Origin of the sequence: Polaromonas hydrogenivorans (genome assembly GCF_040105105.1) — a bacterium.
Taxonomy (GTDB): domain Bacteria; phylum Pseudomonadota; class Gammaproteobacteria; order Burkholderiales; family Burkholderiaceae_C; genus Polaromonas; species Polaromonas hydrogenivorans.
Window position 1 is genome coordinate 1,386,122 of sequence record NZ_CP157675.1, and the last position, 17,024, is coordinate 1,403,145.

Annotated in this window: 12 protein-coding genes; 6 read left to right on the forward strand and 6 right to left on the reverse strand. The window is 62.9% G+C overall.

The annotated features are described in order from the left end of the window. Window positions 1-40: 40 nt before the first annotated feature. From proX to ABLV49_RS06510, 4 genes are all read right to left on the reverse strand, one after another. Window positions 41-1,048 carry a glycine betaine/L-proline ABC transporter substrate-binding protein ProX gene (gene proX / locus ABLV49_RS06495; RefSeq protein WP_415838001.1) on the reverse strand — a complete coding sequence of 336 codons (1,008 nt, stop codon included), beginning with the start codon at window positions 1,046-1,048 and terminating at the stop codon, window positions 41-43. 58 nt (window positions 1,049-1,106) lie between these two features. Next, window positions 1,107-2,333 (reverse strand): glycine betaine/L-proline ABC transporter permease ProW, encoded by a 1,227-nt coding sequence (proW, locus tag ABLV49_RS06500; protein WP_415837996.1) that lies wholly within the window; start codon window positions 2,331-2,333, stop codon window positions 1,107-1,109. Between the two features lie 16 nt (window positions 2,334-2,349). After that, window positions 2,350-3,570, reverse strand: coding sequence for a glycine betaine/L-proline ABC transporter ATP-binding protein ProV (gene proV, locus ABLV49_RS06505; RefSeq protein WP_349280821.1), 1,221 nt, complete (start codon window positions 3,568-3,570; stop codon window positions 2,350-2,352). 564 nt (window positions 3,571-4,134) lie between these two features. Then, on the reverse strand, window positions 4,135-4,737 hold the full coding sequence (locus ABLV49_RS06510; protein ID WP_349280822.1) for a YqhA family protein: 603 nt from the start codon (window positions 4,735-4,737) through the stop codon (window positions 4,135-4,137). A gap of 151 nt (window positions 4,738-4,888) precedes the next feature. Between ABLV49_RS06510 and acs the strand changes: the two genes are divergently transcribed. After that, window positions 4,889-6,883: an acetate--CoA ligase gene (acs, locus tag ABLV49_RS06515; protein ID WP_349280823.1), complete on the forward strand. Its 1,995-nt coding sequence runs from the start codon at window positions 4,889-4,891 to the stop codon at window positions 6,881-6,883. A 106-nt stretch (window positions 6,884-6,989) separates the two neighbouring features. On the opposite strand, the gene ABLV49_RS06520 is transcribed toward acs, so the two are convergent. Next, a complete protein-coding gene (locus ABLV49_RS06520; RefSeq protein ID WP_349280824.1) occupies window positions 6,990-7,310 on the reverse strand; it encodes a c-type cytochrome in 321 nt (106 codons plus the stop codon). Between the two features lie 127 nt (window positions 7,311-7,437). Here ABLV49_RS06520 and ABLV49_RS06525 point away from each other — a divergent pair, with 127 nt between their 5' ends. Further along, on the forward strand, window positions 7,438-7,680 hold the full coding sequence (locus ABLV49_RS06525; protein WP_349281632.1) for a TIGR04438 family Trp-rich protein: 243 nt from the start codon (window positions 7,438-7,440) through the stop codon (window positions 7,678-7,680). 106 nt (window positions 7,681-7,786) lie between these two features. On the opposite strand, the gene ilvD is transcribed toward ABLV49_RS06525, so the two are convergent. Then, window positions 7,787-9,481, reverse strand: a complete 1,695-nt coding sequence (gene ilvD / locus ABLV49_RS06530) for a dihydroxy-acid dehydratase (RefSeq protein WP_349280825.1) — start codon at window positions 9,479-9,481, stop codon at window positions 7,787-7,789. A gap of 105 nt (window positions 9,482-9,586) precedes the next feature. Here ilvD and ABLV49_RS06535 point away from each other — a divergent pair, with 105 nt between their 5' ends. From ABLV49_RS06535 to ABLV49_RS06550, 4 genes are all read left to right on the forward strand, one after another. Next, the gene (locus ABLV49_RS06535) at window positions 9,587-10,519 is read left to right on the forward strand and encodes a LysR family transcriptional regulator (protein WP_349280826.1); all 933 of its coding nucleotides are present in this window, start codon (window positions 9,587-9,589) and stop codon (window positions 10,517-10,519) included. Window positions 10,520-10,697: 178 nt separating this feature from the next. Continuing rightward, window positions 10,698-14,477 carry a PAS domain-containing protein gene (locus tag ABLV49_RS06540; RefSeq protein ID WP_349280827.1) on the forward strand — a complete coding sequence of 1,260 codons (3,780 nt, stop codon included), beginning with the start codon at window positions 10,698-10,700 and terminating at the stop codon, window positions 14,475-14,477. A 78-nt stretch (window positions 14,478-14,555) separates the two neighbouring features. Next, window positions 14,556-15,371 (forward strand): prolipoprotein diacylglyceryl transferase, encoded by an 816-nt coding sequence (gene lgt / locus ABLV49_RS06545; RefSeq protein WP_349280828.1) that lies wholly within the window; start codon window positions 14,556-14,558, stop codon window positions 15,369-15,371. Window positions 15,372-15,474: 103 nt separating this feature from the next. After that, the gene (locus ABLV49_RS06550) at window positions 15,475-16,962 is read left to right on the forward strand and encodes a malonyl-CoA decarboxylase (protein ID WP_349280829.1); all 1,488 of its coding nucleotides are present in this window, start codon (window positions 15,475-15,477) and stop codon (window positions 16,960-16,962) included. Window positions 16,963-17,024: the final 62 nt, after the last annotated feature.

Consider the following 17,024-nt stretch of genomic DNA (forward strand, 5'->3'; position numbering starts at 1 on the left):
GTAGCGCCCGTCCTGTTTGCGCAAAAGGCTTGTTTGATGCTTATTTGGCGGCAGCCATGGCCTGCGCGACCCAGTCGTCGAAGGTTTTCTGGTGCGCCTTGATCCAGCCGTCGGTATGGCGCGCGATGTCCTGCTGCTTGTTCTCGCCCGCATTCATGCGCTGGTTCTGGCTGTTGATGTCGCCGATGGGCAGCGTCATCACTTCAAACAGCTTGCCGGCCGCCGGGTTTTTGACCGCGAAGGCCTTGTTGGCCATGATGTGCTGGTTGTTCAGGGTGAAGCCGTAGTTCTTGCCGTTGGGCAGCTTGGTGTCCAGCTTCGACTGTTCGCCCGGCAGCGATGAGAACGGCACTTCCAGCCAGACGACTTCCTGGCCCGGGCGCAGCACGCCGCTGACCCAGTTGGGCGTCCAGGTGTAGTAGAGGATGGGCTTGCCCTGCTTGAAGCGCGTCAGGGTGTCGGCCATCAGGGCCGAATAGCTGCCCTGCGAATGGGTCACGGTGTCGCGCAGCTTGAAGGCGGTCAGCTGGTGCTCGATCACGCCTTCGCAGCCCCAGCCGGGGTTGCAGCCGGTCAGGTCGGCCTTGCCGTCGCCGTTGGTGTCGAACAATTTGGCCAGCTTGGGATCCTTGAGCTGGTCGATGTGGGTGATCTTGTACTGGTCGGCGGTTTTCTTGTCGATCAGGTAGCCCTGCGCCGCGTTGGCCGAATAGGTGCCCTTGCGCGTCAGCTTGGCGTCGCCGCCGGCGTTCTTGTAGAAGTCGGCATGCAGCGGGTTCCAGTGGTTCGCCAGGAAGGTGGCGTCGCCGTTGGCAATCGCGATATGCGCCGTGGCGGGCTCGACTTCCTTGATCGGCTGCACGTCGTAGCCGAGCTTTTGCAGCGCGCGGCTGACCAGCAGGGTCTGGAAGGTTTCCTCGGCGATGGCGCTTTGCAGCGGCTGCACCTTGATGCCCTTGCCGGGCAGCTCGGCGGCGGCGTGGGCTGTCAGGCTCAGGGCCAGCAGGCTGCCGGCGATCAGGGTACGGGTGAAATTGCGGGTGCTCATCATTCAGTGAAGTCCTTTGTAAGGGGGTGCGAAAAACAGTTTGGTTGGCGGATAGCCGTTACTGCGCAAGTGGTGAAAGCATGGGTGCGGTTTGCCCCGGCGAGGCGGAGGATTCACGGCCGGGCGCCGTGCGCTTGCGCCGCATCAGTGCCCACGCCAGGCCGGCCGGGCCGGTTTGCCACCAGTGGCGAACGCCGCGGCTCGGCTGGCCCATCGACTGCGTGATGCGGTCCAGCGTGATCGCCAGCAGCACGATGCCCAGGCCGCCGACGGTGGCCAGTCCCATGTCCAGCCGGCCAATGCCGCGCAGCACCATCTGGCCGAGGCCGCCGACCGCGATCATCGAGGCGATGACGACCATCGACAGCGACAGCATCAGCGTCTGGTTGATGCCGGCCATGATCGACGGCATGGCCAGCGGCAGCTGCACCTTGGTCAGCAGTTGCAGCGGCGAGGCGCCATAGGCGCGGGCGGCTTCGATCAGGTCGGGCCGGACCTGGCGGATGCCCAGGTTGGTCATGCGGATCAGCGGCGGCAGCGCGAAGATGATGGTGACGATCACGCCAGGCACGTTGCCGATGCCGAACAGCATCACCACCGGCACCAGGTAGACAAAGGCCGGCGTGGTCTGCATGGCATCGAGCAGCGGGCGGCTCAGGCGCTGCAGGCGGTCGCTGCTGGCCAGCAAGATGCCCACGGGCAGGCCGACGACCAGGCAAAAGGCCAGCGAGGTCAGCACCAGCGACAGCGTCACCATGGCCTCGGGCCAGATGCCCAGCATCGCCACCAGCAGCAGCGACACGGCCGCGCCGATGGCCACCGCGCGGCCGGCGAATTGCCAGGCCAGCAGGGCGATCAGGCCGATCATCGCCAGCGCGGGCATGCTTTGCAGCACGCCTTCAACCCCGCCAAGGGTGCTGTCGATGGGCACGCGAACGGTCTGAAAAAACGGCCGAAAGTGCAGCACGGCCCAGTTCAGTCCCTGGTTGATCCAGCTTTCGACCGGCAGCGATCCATCCCAGAGCTGCTGGATCTGAAAGCCGGTCACGGTGTCTGCGTCAATGGACGGCGCGTCCAGCCAGTCGCCGCCGCCGGCCGCTGTATTCATCGCGTCAACTGGCGGCACTGCGCCTTGCCAGGCATCGGCGGGCGACTCGGGGGGCGTCACGGCCGGTGCGCTGGTGCCGGTGTCCGCAGTGGGCATGCCCCACGCATCGACATGGGGAACCGCCGGCGCTGTCAGGGTTGTATCCGGCGTTGCCAGGGTTTCTTGTGTTGGATTCATCAGAATTGTTCTTTCTTCAGGCGGCGTGCGCCGGCACGGGCGGGGTGTCGCGGTCGAGGAATTTCAGCAAGGTGGTCTTGCTGATGACGCCCTGCAGGCGCCCGTCGTCGGCGACGACCGGCACGGAGTAGGGCGTTTTTGCAACCTGGCCGAACAGGCCGCTGACCGGCTCGTTGGCCGCGATCGGCTGCACATCGGGCAAATACGCCGGCGCTAGGCCCAGCGGACCCACATGGCCGTCAAGCGCCGAGCGCAGCGAGTCGGCCGAGACCACGCCGAGGTAGTGCCGCGAAGGGCTGACCACGTAGGCGTAGTCGCGGTCCTGGTCTTCAAGCATCCTGAGCGCGGCGCGCGAGCCCCGGCCGGGCTGCTCGGACACCACGACCAGGCTCTTGCGCGCGATGTCGCCGGCCTTGAACACGGCCGAGGCATCCACGCCGCGCACAAAGCTGCGCACATAGTCGTCGGCCGGGTTGCGCAGGATTTCCTCCGGCGTGCCGACCTGCACCACCTGGCCGTCCTTCATGATGGCGATGCGGTCGCCGATGCGCATCGCCTCGTCCAGGTCGTGCGAAATGAAGACGATGGTGCGGCGCTTGACTTGCTGCAGGCGCAGCAGTTCGGACTGCATTTCGGTGCGGATGATCGGGTCGAGCGCGGAAAACGCCTCGTCCATCAGCAGGATCGAAGGGTCGGAGGCGAGGGCGCGGGCCAGGCCCACGCGCTGCTGCATGCCGCCCGACAACTCGTCCGGGTAGCTCTCGCCCCAGCCGTCCAGGCCGACCTGGTCCAGCGCCTGTCCAGCCAGTTCGCGCCGCTCTTCGCGGCCCACGCCGGCCAGCTCCAGGCCCAGCGCGGTGTTGTCGAGCACCGTCATGTGCGGCATCAGCGCGAAGGACTGGAACACCATGCTGATGTCCTTGCGCCGCAGGGCGCGCAATTCTTTGTCGGACAGCGCGTTGATGTCGCTGCCGTCCACCAGGATGCGGCCGGCCGTGGGCGCTATCAGCAGGTTGAGCATGCGCACCAGCGTGGACTTGCCCGAGCCCGACAGGCCCATGACGACGAAGATTTCGCCGGCCTCGATGGTCAGGCTGGCGTCGAACACGCCGATGGAGCAGCCGGTGCGGGCCAGGATGTCCTGCTTGCTGCAGCCCTGGCGGACCAGCGCAAGCGCGGCTTGCGGCTCGTCGCCGAAAACCTTGAATACTTGGTCGATGATGATTTGTTTGGCCACGGGGTGGTTTCCCTTCGAAAGTGGAAGTGCCTTGCCGGCGCGGGGTGGCCGGAAATCAGGCGAATAGCGAGGGTGTGTCCGACGGCTTGAGGAAAGCCTGTCATGCGCTTCAACAAAAGAGGTCTTGGCAGAGGACTCTTGAATCACGCAAGCGCCCTGCAGGGCAGGACGCCGGGACATCAGGGCCGAAGACTCGGCCCGGGTGCCGGGCATCCAGCCCGGCGGGGCAATTCACCACCACGAAGGTTCGTGAAGAGGTCAATTACATATGGTTAAGGTTGCAAAACCAGGGCGTATTGTAGCAATTAGGTATTAACAAGTATCAAGCGCAGGTTTTTAGGATGTGCTAAACGCCCGCAAGGCCGCTGCGGTGTGAAATTTTACGGAATTTTTTGCTACCAAAAAAGTAGCTGCCAGTCCCCGCCGCATAAGCGCAAAGCCCTGAAAATGCCTTGAACTGGCAGGATTCCGACGAGGGTCGCCTGCGCGGCGACTTCGGTCGCCGGCTGCGGCAGGCTGGGCAGTCAGAGGCGCTTGCGGCCCTTGCCGCCAAGCCGGCGTTTTTCAGTGATCCCGGGCGGCGATGGCCGACATGATCTTGTCGGTGTAGGCAATTGCCATCGCCGACAGCAGGAAGGTGATGTGGATCACCGTCTGCGCGATCAGCACCCGGTCGGTGTAGTTGTCGGCATTGATGAAGGTCTTGAGCAGGTGAATCGAGCTGATGCCGATGATGGCCGTGGCCAGCTTGACCTTCAGCACCGACGCATTCACATGGCTGAGCCACTCGGGCTGGTCGGGGTGGCCTTCGAGTTCCATGCGGCTCACGAAGGTTTCATAGCCGCCCACGATCACCATGATCAAGAGGTTGGAGATCATGACCACGTCAATCAGCGCCAGCACGACCAGCATGATGACCGTCTCGTTGAGCGTGACGATCGGCGTGATGGTCTTGTAGCCGATGCTGCTGATCAGCGCCTGCAGCGCGGTCTGGCTGCCGAAGGCCGCTTCGATCAGGTGGACCAGCTCGACCAGGAAATGCACGACATACACCGCCTGCGCCGCGATCAGTCCCAGGTAAAGCGGCAACTGCAGCCAGCGGCTGGCAAAAATCAGTTTCGGCAAGGGACGCAAGGGGGAAGTTTTCAGCGGGGTGGGGTCGGACATGAATGATGGCAATCGTTAAGCAGAGTGACAAATTGTAGGGGTGAGTCATTTCGGCCGAACGGCACATGGGTTAAGGTTCAATCCCGTCAGTGGCCTGTAAGTGCAAGGCACCAAAGTACCACGCATTCAACGACCCAAGGAGACATCACTAATGAGCACCCCTGACAATTCCATCCAGTCCACATTGGTTGAGAACCGCGTGTTCCCGCCCAGCGAAGCCACCGTGAAGGCCGCCCGCATCTCCGGCATGGAAGGCTACAACGCCCTGTGCGCTGAAGCCGAAAATGACTTCGAGGGTTTCTGGGCGCGGCTGGCGCGTGAAAACCTGAGCTGGAACAAGCCCTTCACCCAGGTGCTGGACGAGTCCAACGCCCCGTTCTACCAGTGGTTTGCCGACGGCGAACTCAATGCCTCCTACAACTGCCTGGACCGCCACCTGGGCACGCCGACGGAAAGCAAGAACGCCATCATTTTCGAGAGCGACGACGGCAAGGTCACCAACGTCACCTACAAGGAACTGCACGCCAAGGTCAGCCAGTTCGCCAGCGCGCTCAAGGAAATGGGCGTGCAAAAGGGCGACCGCGTCGTCATCTACATGCCGATGACGATTGAAGGCATCGTTGCCATGCAGGCCTGCGCCCGCATCGGCGCGACGCATTCGGTGGTGTTCGGCGGCTTCTCGGCCAAGAGCCTGCAGGAACGCATCCAGGACGCCGGCGCCGTGGCCGTCATCACCGCCAACTACCAGTTGCGCGGCGGCAAGGAACTGCCGCTCAAGGCCATCGTCGATGAAGGCATTGCGATGGGCGGCTGCGAGTCGATCAAGAACGTGATCGTCTATCAGCGCACCCCGACCGCGTGCAAGATGGTCGAAGGCCGCGACAGCCTGATGCATGAAGTCACCGCCAAGGCCAACCCGGTGTGCGAGCCCGAATTCGTCGGCGCCGAGCATCCGCTGTTCGTGCTCTACACGTCCGGCTCCACCGGCAAGCCCAAGGGCGTGCAGCACAGCACCGGCGGCTACCTGCTGTGGGCCAAGCTGACGATGGACTGGACCTTCGACCTGCAGCCCAACGACGTGTTCTGGTGCACCGCCGACATCGGCTGGATCACCGGCCACACCTACATCACCTACGGCCCGCTGGCCGCCGGCGCGACGCAGGTGGTGTTTGAAGGCATTCCGACCTACCCGAACGCCGGCCGCTTCTGGCAGATGATCGAAAAGCACAAGGTCTCGATTTTCTACACCGCGCCGACCGCCATCCGCTCGCTGATCAAGGCCGCCGATGCCGATGCCGCCGTGCATCCGGACCGCTCCGACCTGAGCAGCCTGCGCATCCTCGGTTCGGTCGGCGAGCCGATCAACCCCGAAGCCTGGATGTGGTACTACAAGAACATCGGCGGCGAGCGCTGCCCGGTGGTCGATACCTTCTGGCAGACCGAAACCGGCGGCCACATGATCACGCCGCTGCCCGGTGCCACGCCGCTGGTTCCCGGCAGCTGCACCCTGCCGCTGCCCGGCATCATGGCCGCCATCGTCGATGAAACCGGCAATGACGTGCCCAACGGTTCGGGCGGCATGCTGGTCGTCAAGCGCCCCTGGCCTTCGATGATCCGCACCATCTGGAACGACCCCGAGCGTTTCAAGAAAAGCTATTTCCCCGAGGAAATGGGCGGCACGATCTACCTGGCCGGCGACGGCGCGGTGCGCAACATCGACAACGGCTACTTCCGCATCACCGGCCGCATCGACGACGTGCTGAACGTGTCCGGCCACCGCATGGGCACGATGGAAATCGAGTCGGCGCTGGTGGCACACCCGATGGTGGCCGAAGCCGCCGTGGTCGGTCGTCCCGACGACCTGACCGGCGAGGCGATTGTGGCCTTCGTGGTGCTCAAGCGTTCGCGCCCCACCGGCGACGAAGGCAAGGCCATCGCCAAGGAATTGCGCGACTGGGTGGGCAAGGAAATCGGCCCCATCGCCAAACCCAAGGACATCCGCTTTGGCGACAACCTGCCCAAGACGCGCAGCGGCAAGATCATGCGCCGCCTGCTGCGCGGCGTGGCCAAGGGCGAAGCGGTGACGCAAGACACCTCGACGCTTGAGAATCCGGCCATCCTGGAGCAACTGGCGCAGAACCTGTAAGGTGTTGCAGGCCGCACCGGCCATTAAAAAAGCCCGTCAATCGACGGGCTTTTTTTGGCTCTGCGGCCAGGGCTGCCGGATCTGTCCGGCGGCGGCAATCAGGGCATTACTTTTGCGCCAAGATCCAGGCGACGAGTTTTTTGGCTTCGTCGGGGTTGACCTGCGCATTGGCCGGCATGGGAACGGGACCCCAGACGCCCGAACCGCCTTTAAGCACCTTGGCCTCCAGCTTGGCGGCCGCGTCTTTTTGACCCGCGTATTTGGCGGCAACGTCTTTATAGGCAGGCCCGACCAGTTTTTTGTCAACGGCGTGGCAGGCCATGCAGTTCTTGGCGGTCGCCAGTTGCAGGTCAGCCATGGCCGGAGCGCAGACCGCAAAACCTGCCGCCAGGCAAGCAATCGTCAAAAAGCTACGTTTCAGTTTCATGATGTCGCCTCATTCGTAAATGGTGATGGATTCGGTTACAGTGATTTAACGCGATTGTAGGGGCGGGGGTTGACCTTGACCCATTGCCAAAATCCCCATTGGCTTGCCGGAATTTCAGGAGTTCAGCATGTATTTTTTAATCATCGGAGTTTTGGGCCTGGTCCTGAAGTATCTCGAAATCGAACCCGTGGCCAGTTTGAACTGGTGGCTGGTTTTGTCGCCGTTCGCGCTTGCCGTCGCCTGGTGGGCATGGGCTGACGGCTCGGGCTACACCAAGCGAAAAGAGATCGAAAAGATGGATGACCGCAAGCAAAAACGCCTCGACAAGCAACGGGCTGCAATCGGTTTGCTGCCCAAAAAGCGCCCCTGAATTCGGCGCCCGCTGCCCAAAAACCGGCTGGATTCATCAAAGTAAAAAGCCCGTGAAGTTTGTAACTCACGGGCTTTTTTCAGGGCAATTCAGCAGGCATCAGGTATCAATAATCATCAAGCACCGCGCCCTTGCTGGCGCTGGAGGCATTGAAGGCGAACTTGGCCTGCACGCCACGGGTGTAACGCGGGGCCGGAGCCGTCCAGCCGACCTTGCGGCTTTCAAGCTCGGCGTCGCTGATGTTCAGTTGCAGCAGCAGCTGATTGGCGTCAATCGTGATCGAGTCGCCTTCCCGGATGAACGCGATGTTGCCGCCGGCCGCCGCTTCAGGCGCCACATGGCCGACCACCATGCCCCAGGTGCCGCCGGAGAAACGCCCATCGGTGATCAGCCCGACGCTCTCGCCCAGGCCGGCGCCAATCAGCGCGCCGGTGGGGGCCAGCATTTCAGGCATGCCGGGGCCGCCCTTGGGGCCGAGGTAGCGCAGGACCATCACGTCACCGGCCACGATCTTGCCGTCCAGAATCGCCTTCAGGCCGGACTGCTCGTCCTCGAACACCCGGGCCGGGCCGGTCATGACCGGGTTTTTCAGGCCGGTGATCTTGGCCACGCAGCCTTCGGGCGACAGGTTGCCCTTCAGGATGGCCAGGTGGCCCTGCGCATACATCGGCTTGTCGATGGGGCGGATCACGTCCTGGCCAGCGCGCGGCGCATCGGGCACGTCCGCAAGCACTTCGGCAATGGTCTGGCCCGAAATGGTGATGCAGTCGCCATGCAGCAGGCCGGCGACCAGCAGCATTTTCATGACCTGCGGAATGCCGCCGGCCTGGTGCAGGTCCACCGCCAGGTACTGGCCGGACGGTTTCAGGTTGCACAGCACCGGGGTTTTCTGGCGCACGCGCTCGAAGTCGTCAATCGTCCATTCCACGCCGGCCGCATGGGCGATGGCCAGGAAATGCAGCACGGCATTGGTCGATCCGCCGGTGGCCATGATGACGGCCACGGCGTTTTCAATCGATTTCTTGGTGACGATGTCGCGCGGCTTGATGTCTTTCTTGACCGCTTCGATCAGCACCTTGGCCGATTCCCTGGCCGAGTTCAGCTTTTCGTCATGCGGATTGGCCATGGTGCTGGAATAGGGCAGCGAAATACCCAGGGCCTCGAAGGCGCTGGACATGGTGTTGGCGGTGTACATGCCGCCGCAACTGCCGGTGCCAGGAATGGCGCGGCGCTCGATCTGCAGCAGATCTTCGTCGCTCATGCGGCCGGCGGCGTTTTCACCGACGGCTTCGAACACGCTGACGATATTCAGGTCTTTGCCCTTGTAATGGCCCGGCAGAATGGTGCCGCCATAGACATAGATGGCCGGCACGTTGGCGCGCAGCATGCCCATCAGGCCGCCGGGCATGTTCTTGTCGCAGCCGCCGACCACCAGCACGCCGTCCATCCACTGGCCCTGCACGCAGGTTTCGATGCAGTCAGAAATGACTTCGCGGCTGACCAGCGAGTACTTCATGCCTTCGGTGCCCATGGCCATGCCGTCCGAAATCGTCGGCGTGCCGAACACCTGCGCATTGCCGCCGGCCTCTTCAATCGCGTCAATGGCCGCGTCCGCCAGCTTTTGCAGGCCGCTGTTGCACGGCGTGATGGTGCTGTGGCCGTTGGCCACGCCGATCATGGGTTTCTTGAAATCGCTTTCCTCGTAGCCCATGGCGTAGTACATGGAGCGGTTGGGCGCGCGCGATTTGCCTTCGGTGATGTTGGCCGAACGGCGGTTGATGGCGATGACTTTGGTTTCCATGGGCTTGCCTTGATGGGTTGCGGGGTTGATGCGAAGCGCCAAGTATCCGCGCTTTGAGTGATTCTTTCCAATCCATTATTCATGCTGTATTAATATCTGCTGCATATGAAAAAGCAGCCATCGACAGACGCGCGCACGCCCCATCTGATTGAACTTCGGCTCTGGCGGCAGTTCCTCGCGGTGGCCGAAGAGCTTCATTTCAGCCGCGCCGCGCAACGCCTGAACATGACCCAGCCGCCGCTGACCCAGGCCATTGCCCAGTTGGAGGCGACCCTGGGGCTCAGGCTGTTTGACCGCACCAAGCGCAGCGTGCAACTGACCGCGGCGGGCGCTGCCCTGGTGCCCGAGGCGCGCGACCTGCTGGCCCGCGCCAGCGCCTTGCCGGTTTTTGCACGCGCCAGCGCCGACGGCGAAGCGGGGCGCTTGCGGCTGGCTTTTGTCTCGACGGCCGGTTTTGACGTGCTGCCGCGCTGGGTTCGCGCCTTTCGGGAGCAGCATCCCAAGGTGCAGCTGGAACTGATCGAGGCGACGGGCGATGTTCAGCTCGAAGCCATTGGGCGCGGTGAAATCGACGCCGGCTTCATGCTGCATTCGCCCGGATTTGCACCGCCCGGCCTGGCTTGCCAGCTGATTGCCCGGGAGTCGCTGGTGGTGGCCGTGCCCGGGCAAGGCGCGCTGGCCGCCAGGGGCACGCTCGCGCTGAAGGACTTGCTCGACCAGCCGCTGGTGATTTTTCCGCGCCGCATCCTGCCTTCGCTGTACGACGCCATTTTTGCGATGTACCACGCTGCCGGCTACCTGCCGTGCGTGGCGCAGGAGGCCATCCAGATGCAGACCATCGTCAACCTGGTGTCCGCTGGCATCGGCGTCGCCTGGGTGCCCGACAGTGTGCGGCAGTTTCAAAGGCCGGGCGTGGTCTATCGGGAGCCCGCAGTGGCTAAAGGGCAGGCCGTTCCGGGGTGTGAGACCAGCCTGGTGTGGAGCGCCTGCGTTGCCAGTCCTGCGCTGTCGCGGTTCATGGCGTTTGCACCGGGCTAGACAAAAAATGCGGCTTCACGCCTGACGCTTTTGAGCTTGCAAGGCGCCCATGCGCAAGGCCTGTGCTTTGGTCCGGCGGGGGTTGATAATTCACCGGGTACGTTTTTTCGATGATCAAATTTCCGCTTGGAAAAAGGCTTTCGGCCATGATGAAAACTCTTTTGGATGGGACGGCGGCATGACCGATCCTTGCCAGCAAACAGAGGCTTTGCACGAGGGCCCGGCACCGCTGGATGCGGTTTTGTGTACCGGCGAACTGGAACGGCGTCCGGCTCGACCGCCCGATTACGAGACTGAAAACCGCGCGCTGGCGGCGCTGGTCCAGGCGCTGGCTGACTCGCCGCGCACCATTCTTCGGGCACTGGCCGACACTATTCGGGAGTTCTTGCAGGTGGGCTCGGCGGGCATCAGCCTGCTGGCAAGTGACGAAAAGCGCTTTGTCTGGCCTGCGATTGCCGGCGCCTGGCAGGGCTATGCCGGCGGCGGCACGCCGCGCGATTTCAGCCCGTGTGGCGACGTGCTCGACCGCAACGCGCCGCTGTTGTTCAAACACTTCGAACGGCGCTACGCCTATTTGCGGGACGAGACGCATCTGGCCGAAGAGTGCCTGCTGCTTCCTTTTTACGTGAAAGGCAAAGCGGTCGGAACGATCTGGGCGGTGGCCCACGATGCACGCCGGCAGTTCGATGCCGAGGATCTGCGCCAGCTGGCAAGCCTTGGCCGGTTTGCCGCGGCTGCCTATCAGGCGACGGCGTTGCTCGATACGGCGCTTGAGCAGGGCCGGGTTGCGCAGGGCCTCATGGAGGAGGCGGTCCAGGCGCGTCTGGCCATGGAAAAGCTGCGCGAGAGTGAAGAGCACTATCGCATGTGCTTTGAATCCATCGAGGAAGGCTTTTGCATCATCGAGAAGCTGGAAGGCGAAACGCTGGATTTTCGCTATGTTGAAGCCAATGCGGCTTTCGCCGCGCAAACCAGTTTGAGCGATGTGGTCGGAAAGACCCTCAGGCAGGTGTTGCCGGACGAGTTCGAGGAACGGCTTGCCATTTATGACACCGTTACCCGAACCGGCGAGCCAATAAAGATTCAACGTCGATTCGGCAGCCAGGGGCGTGTGCTGGAACTCTACGCCTTTCGGGTCGAAGACGACATGCACAGGCGCGTAGCCATCAACTTCCAGGACATCACCGAGCGTAAAAGGGCCGAGGAGAAGCTGGCCCGGCAGGCGGCGGAACTGGCCACCTTGTATGCCACCGCCCCGGTGGGCTTGTTCATGTTTGACACCGACCTGCGGTATTTGCGGATCAACCGAACCATGGCTGATCTCAACGGCATGCCGGCAGAGCTGCATATCGGCCGGACGCTGCGCGAATTGTTGACGACTGGCCTGGCCGACACCGTTGAACCCCTGCTTCGCCAGGTCCTTGAAACAGGCCGGCCGCTGCTGAACCAGGAGTTGCATGGGGCCACCGTGCCCCGATTCGACGAGCCCCGCCACTGGCTGATGAGTTGCCACCCGGTGCAAGCCGGGGATGGGACGATCACCGGCGTTCATGGGGCTGTGCAGGAAATCACCGAGCGCAAGCAGGCGGAAGATGCCTTGCGCGAATCGCAGCGGTTTTTGCATTCAATCCTCAATGCCTTGTCGGGCCACATCGCCGTACTGGATGAATCGGGAACGATTCTGGAAATCAACGAGGCATGGAGCCGGTTCGCCCTTGAGAATCAAACGGCCGGTGTGAATGCCAGCGTCGGTGTCGGCGTCAACTATCTTCAGCATTGCGAGCATGAGCCTTTCCAGTGTGGCGAAACGCCGGCTTATGCCCGGGCCATCAAGGATGTCCTGGCCGGACGGCGAACGCGGTTTGAGATGGAATATTCCTGCCATTCGCCAACGGCGCAGCGCTGGTTCGTCATGCGGGTCACCCGGTTCCAGAGTCCCGGGCCGGTGCGGGTCGTCATCGTGCACGATGACTGCACTGAACGAAAGCTGGCCGAAAACGCGTCTCGCGAAGCCGAGGAACGCTATCGCAATCTGTTCAACTCAATAGACGAAGGCTTTTGCGTCATTGAAATGCTCTTCGATGACCAGCAAAAGCCGGTCGATTTTCGTTATCTGGAAGTCAATCCTGCTTTCGAAATGCAGACGGGAATGCGCAACGTGACGGGAAAACGGGTGCGCGAAATGATCCCCGATCTTGAAGCGTACTGGTTTGAGATTTACGGCAAAGTCGCGCTGACGGGTGAATCACTGCGCTTTATCAACGAAGTCAAGGCGCTGGACCGGTGGTTCGATATCCATGCGACCCGGCTGGGCGGACCGGAAAACCGGCAAGTCGCCATCATTTTTGACAATGTCACCCAACGCATGAAGGCCGACGAAGCCTTGCGCCAGAGCGAAGCGCGTTTTCGCTTGTTGTTTGACCGGGGGCCGGTCGCCATCTATTCGTGCGATACCTCGGGAATGATCAAGGAATTCAACCCCTGCGCCGTGAAACTATGGGGACGCGAACCGACACCGGAAGATATTGACGAGCGGTTCTGCGGCTCATCCAGGGTGTATTGCCTGGACGGCACGCTACTAACCCCCGAGCAAAACCCGGTGATTGCGGTGCTGAAGGGTGAAATGCTCCAGGCGCATGACGTGGAAGCCTTGATCGAGCGGCCCGATGGCTCGCGAATTCATGTCATTGCCAATATTGTTCCTCTCAGAAACAGCTGGGGCGAAATCACCGGCGCCATCAACTGCTTTTACGACATCACCGAGCGCAGCCGCCTGGAGCAAAAGACGCAGGAGCAGGCGCAAGCCCTGGCCGAGCTGCACCAGCGCAAGGATGAGTTCCTGGCGATGCTCAGCCATGAACTGCGCAACCCGCTCGCGCCCCTTGCCAGCGCCGTGCAACTGCTGCGGCGCCAGAAGAACGAAGCACCGCTGCAGCAGCAGGCCCTGGGCATCATCGAGCGCCAGACCGGGCAGCTCAAGCACCTGGTGGATGACCTGATGGAAATCTCCCGCATCACCAGCGGCAGTGTCCGGCTTCGCCAGGAGCGGGTCAGCCTGGGCGATGTCGTGGAACGGGCGCTGGAAACCACCCGGCCGCTGATGCTGCAGCGCCGCCATGAACTCGCGGTGTCGCTGCCGCAGCAACCGGTCTGGCTGCATGCCGACGCCACCCGGCTGGAGCAGGTGCTGGTGAACCTGCTCACCAACGCCGCCAAGTACACCGACAAGGGCGGGCGCATCTGGCTGAGTGCCGGGCAGGAGGAGGCCACCGGGACGGGTGCGGCGGTGGTCCGGGTGCGCGATACCGGCATCGGCATCGCGCCTGAACTGTTGCCGCGCATCTTTGATTTGTTCACGCAGGCCGAACGCTCGATTGACCGCTCGCAAGGCGGCCTGGGCATCGGCCTGTGCCTGGTGCAGCGACTGGTGGAGTTGCACGGCGGAACCGTGGCAGTGCGCAGCGTCCTGGGGCAAGGCAGCGAATTCGTCGTGCGCCTGCCGGTCATGCCGGTTGACATGCCGCAGCCGTCCGTGCCGCAGCCTTCCGTCAAACCGGCCCAGCCACCCGGCAATGGCTGCCGGGTGCTGGCTGTCGATGACAACGTGGACGCGGTCCAAAGCCTGGCGATGCTGCTGAAGATGTCCGGGCATGTGGTTGAAATTGCCTACGACGGCCCGAGCGCCCTGACCATGGCCCTGGCCATGCGGCCCGACGTGATGCTGCTGGACATCGGCTTGCCCGGACTCACCGGCTACGAGGTGGCCGAGCAGGTTCGCCAAGAGCCTGCGCTCAAGAACATCGTGCTGGTCGCCCTGACGGGGTATGGACGCGCGGCGGACCGGCAGTTCTCGAAAGACGCGGGGTTTGACTACCATCTGGTCAAGCCCGCCGACTTTCGCGAGGTCGAGAAAATCCTGGCGGTCGTCGCCGGGCAGGCCGCCTTGCCGGGTCGGTAAAGTTCAGTCTGTTGCGGTCTGCCGGTTGGATACGCCCGGCCGCCGTGACGGCCGGGCTTGCATGCACAATGGCAACCCATGCTTATCCATCCCGACATCAATCCCGTTGCGCTCCAGCTCGGCCCGCTGGCCATTCACTGGTACGGCCTGACTTACCTGGCGGCCTTTGGCCTGTTCTTTTTCCTGGCCAGCCTGCGCCTGCGCCACGAACCCTATGCGTCCATCACCGGCCCGGGCGCCTGGTCGAGCCGGGACATCGAGGACATTTTGTTTCTGGGCGTGATGGGCGTGGTGATTGGCGGGCGGCTGGGCTACTGCCTGTTCTACAAGCCCGGCTACTACCTCACGCATCCGCTGGAGATTTTTGCCGTCTGGCAGGGCGGCATGAGCTTTCATGGCGGCATGCTGGGCGTGCTGGTGTCGCAGTGGTGGTTTGCGCGCTCGCGCCAGCGGCCCTGGCTGCAGGTGATGGACTTCATTGCGCCGTGCGTGCCGACCGGGCTGGCGGCGGGGCGCGTGGGCAACTTCATCAACGGCGAACTCTGGGGCCGTTTCAGCGCGCCTGATTTGCCGTGGGGCATGGTGTTTGCGCACAGCGGCTCGATGCTGCCGCGCCACCCGTCGCAGGTGTACCAGTTCCTGATGGAAGGCCTGCTGCTGTTCGTGCTGCTGTGGCTTTATGCGCGCAAGCCGCGCAAGATGGGGCAGGTTTCGGGCGCCTTTCTGGTCGGCTATGGCGTGTTTCGTTTCATCGCCGAGTTTTTCCGCGAGCCTGATGATTTTCTCGGCATCCTGGCGCTTGGCATGAGCATGGGCCAGTGGCTGTGCGTTCCCATGATCGGCGCCGGCATCTGGCTCTGGATCTGGGCTTCAAACCGCACTTCGCGCATATAGCACGGGCGCAAGGCGCTATTTATTTCATAGTGAATCCGTTTTTTTGCCTTTTTCCGCAAGGGCAAGGAATGCCGGCATTCCATCACTTCCAGGAGTTCCTTCCATGAACAGCAGCAACTGGATAGGCCGCAATGTCTCCCGGCTGCTGCCTGCCGCCTCTGCAAAGCAAATAGACGCTGATGCGCAGGACGAACGGGCGCAGGCAGCTAGCAAATCAGGAGCAGAAGACGCTTCAAAAGACAGCCCCGCCGCCCGCTCCATTCCAGTGCGCCTCGAAGCCACGCTGCGCCAGGAGGGCGAGGCGCTGTCGCCCCGTCTGCTGCGCCGCGCCTTGCAGGAGCTGCAGGCCATCATCGACCCGCGCGTGAGCGAGGTCGAGGGCGGGCGGCGCGCCATGGACGTGGCCGCCTGGTATGCGGGCGCCCCGCTGGCGCAGCGCCGCGACCTGTGGCTGCTGATGAGCGAAATTTTTGTCGCCGATGCGCAAAAAACCAGGGAGGCCCAGGCGAAGTTCGCCGCAGCGGTCGGCACGCCCGACGAGGCCGTGGCCGAGGTGCATTACCGCCGCGCCACCGTGTCGCCGCGCCGCCGCCTGCTCCAGCGCTTCAGCGTGTACCCGCAAGGCGTTCGCTTCCTGGTCGATTTGCGGGCCGAAATGCTGCCCTTCCTGAAGGCCGACAAACGGCTGATGGCGCTCGATGTCGAGCTGGAATACATGTTCTCGACCTGGTTCGACGTCGGTTTTCTGGATTTGCGCCGCATCAGCTGGGACTCGCCGGCCTCCTTGATTGAAAAGCTGATCCAGTACGAGGCGGTGCATGACATCAAGAGCTGGGCCGATGTGAAGAACCGCCTGGACAGCGACCGGCGCTGCTACGGGTTTTTCCATCCGCGCCTGCCGGGCATTCCCCTGATTTTTGTCGAGGTCGCGCTGGTCGGCGAGATGGCGGCAGGCATCATGCCGCTGCTCGACGAGCATGCCGCCGCGTCCGACCTGGACAAGGCGACCACCGCCATTTTTTATTCGATCAGCAACACCCAGCCCGGCTTGCGCGGCGTGAGTTTTGGCGATTCGCTGATCAAGCGCGTGGTGGAAACGCTCAAGGACGAGTTTCCCAAGCTGAAGGTGTTTGCCACGCTGTCGCCGATTCCGGGCTTGCGGAGCTGGCTCGGCAAGAATGCCGCTGCCCTGCTCGACCAGCTGGCCGACAAGGAGCGCACGGCGCTGAGCCAGGCCATCGGTCCCGATCCGCTCACGCCCGGCGGTTTCCTGGCGGCCATTGAAAGTCCGCTGGAGTTGCCCGAGAAGTCGCCGCTGCGCCGGATGCTGCTGCAGTGCGCCGCCCATTACCTCGGGCAGGGGCTGCAAGACGGCAAGCCGCTCGATGCGGTGGCGCGCTTTCACCTGGGCAATGGCGCCCGCGTGGAACGCCTCAACTGGGCCGCCGACCCGTCGCCCAAGGGCCTCAAACAGTCGTACGGCCTGATGGTCAATTACCTGTATGACCTCAAGCGCCTGGACAAGCACCGTGCGCTGCTGGCGCAGGGCAAGGTTCCGGTATCGATGGAACTCCAGGATTTGTATATTTGACGGCCTGTGCCTGAGTCAACCCTGAAAGAAGGAAACCATGAGATTTGAATTGCTTGATGCCA

What these genes read in the sequence shown, in the direction of transcription:
- proX (WP_415838001.1), bottom strand. Translation starts at nt 1,048, where the DNA reads ATGAGCACCCGCAATTTCACCCGTACCCTGATCGCCGGCAGCCTGCTG.
- proW (WP_415837996.1), bottom strand. Translation starts at nt 2,333, where the DNA reads ATGAATCCAACACAAGAAACCCTGGCAACGCCGGATACAACCCTGACA.
- ABLV49_RS06510 (WP_349280822.1), bottom strand. Translation starts at nt 4,737, where the DNA reads ATGTCCGACCCCACCCCGCTGAAAACTTCCCCCTTGCGTCCCTTGCCG.
- acs (WP_349280823.1), top strand. Translation starts at nt 4,889, where the DNA reads ATGAGCACCCCTGACAATTCCATCCAGTCCACATTGGTTGAGAACCGC.
- ABLV49_RS06520 (WP_349280824.1), bottom strand. Translation starts at nt 7,310, where the DNA reads ATGAAACTGAAACGTAGCTTTTTGACGATTGCTTGCCTGGCGGCAGGT.
- ABLV49_RS06525 (WP_349281632.1), top strand. Translation starts at nt 7,438, where the DNA reads ATGTATTTTTTAATCATCGGAGTTTTGGGCCTGGTCCTGAAGTATCTC.
- ilvD (WP_349280825.1), bottom strand. Translation starts at nt 9,481, where the DNA reads ATGGAAACCAAAGTCATCGCCATCAACCGCCGTTCGGCCAACATCACC.
- ABLV49_RS06535 (WP_349280826.1), top strand. Translation starts at nt 9,587, where the DNA reads ATGAAAAAGCAGCCATCGACAGACGCGCGCACGCCCCATCTGATTGAA.
- ABLV49_RS06540 (WP_349280827.1), top strand. Translation starts at nt 10,698, where the DNA reads ATGACCGATCCTTGCCAGCAAACAGAGGCTTTGCACGAGGGCCCGGCA.
- lgt (WP_349280828.1), top strand. Translation starts at nt 14,556, where the DNA reads ATGCTTATCCATCCCGACATCAATCCCGTTGCGCTCCAGCTCGGCCCG.
- ABLV49_RS06550 (WP_349280829.1), top strand. Translation starts at nt 15,475, where the DNA reads ATGAACAGCAGCAACTGGATAGGCCGCAATGTCTCCCGGCTGCTGCCT.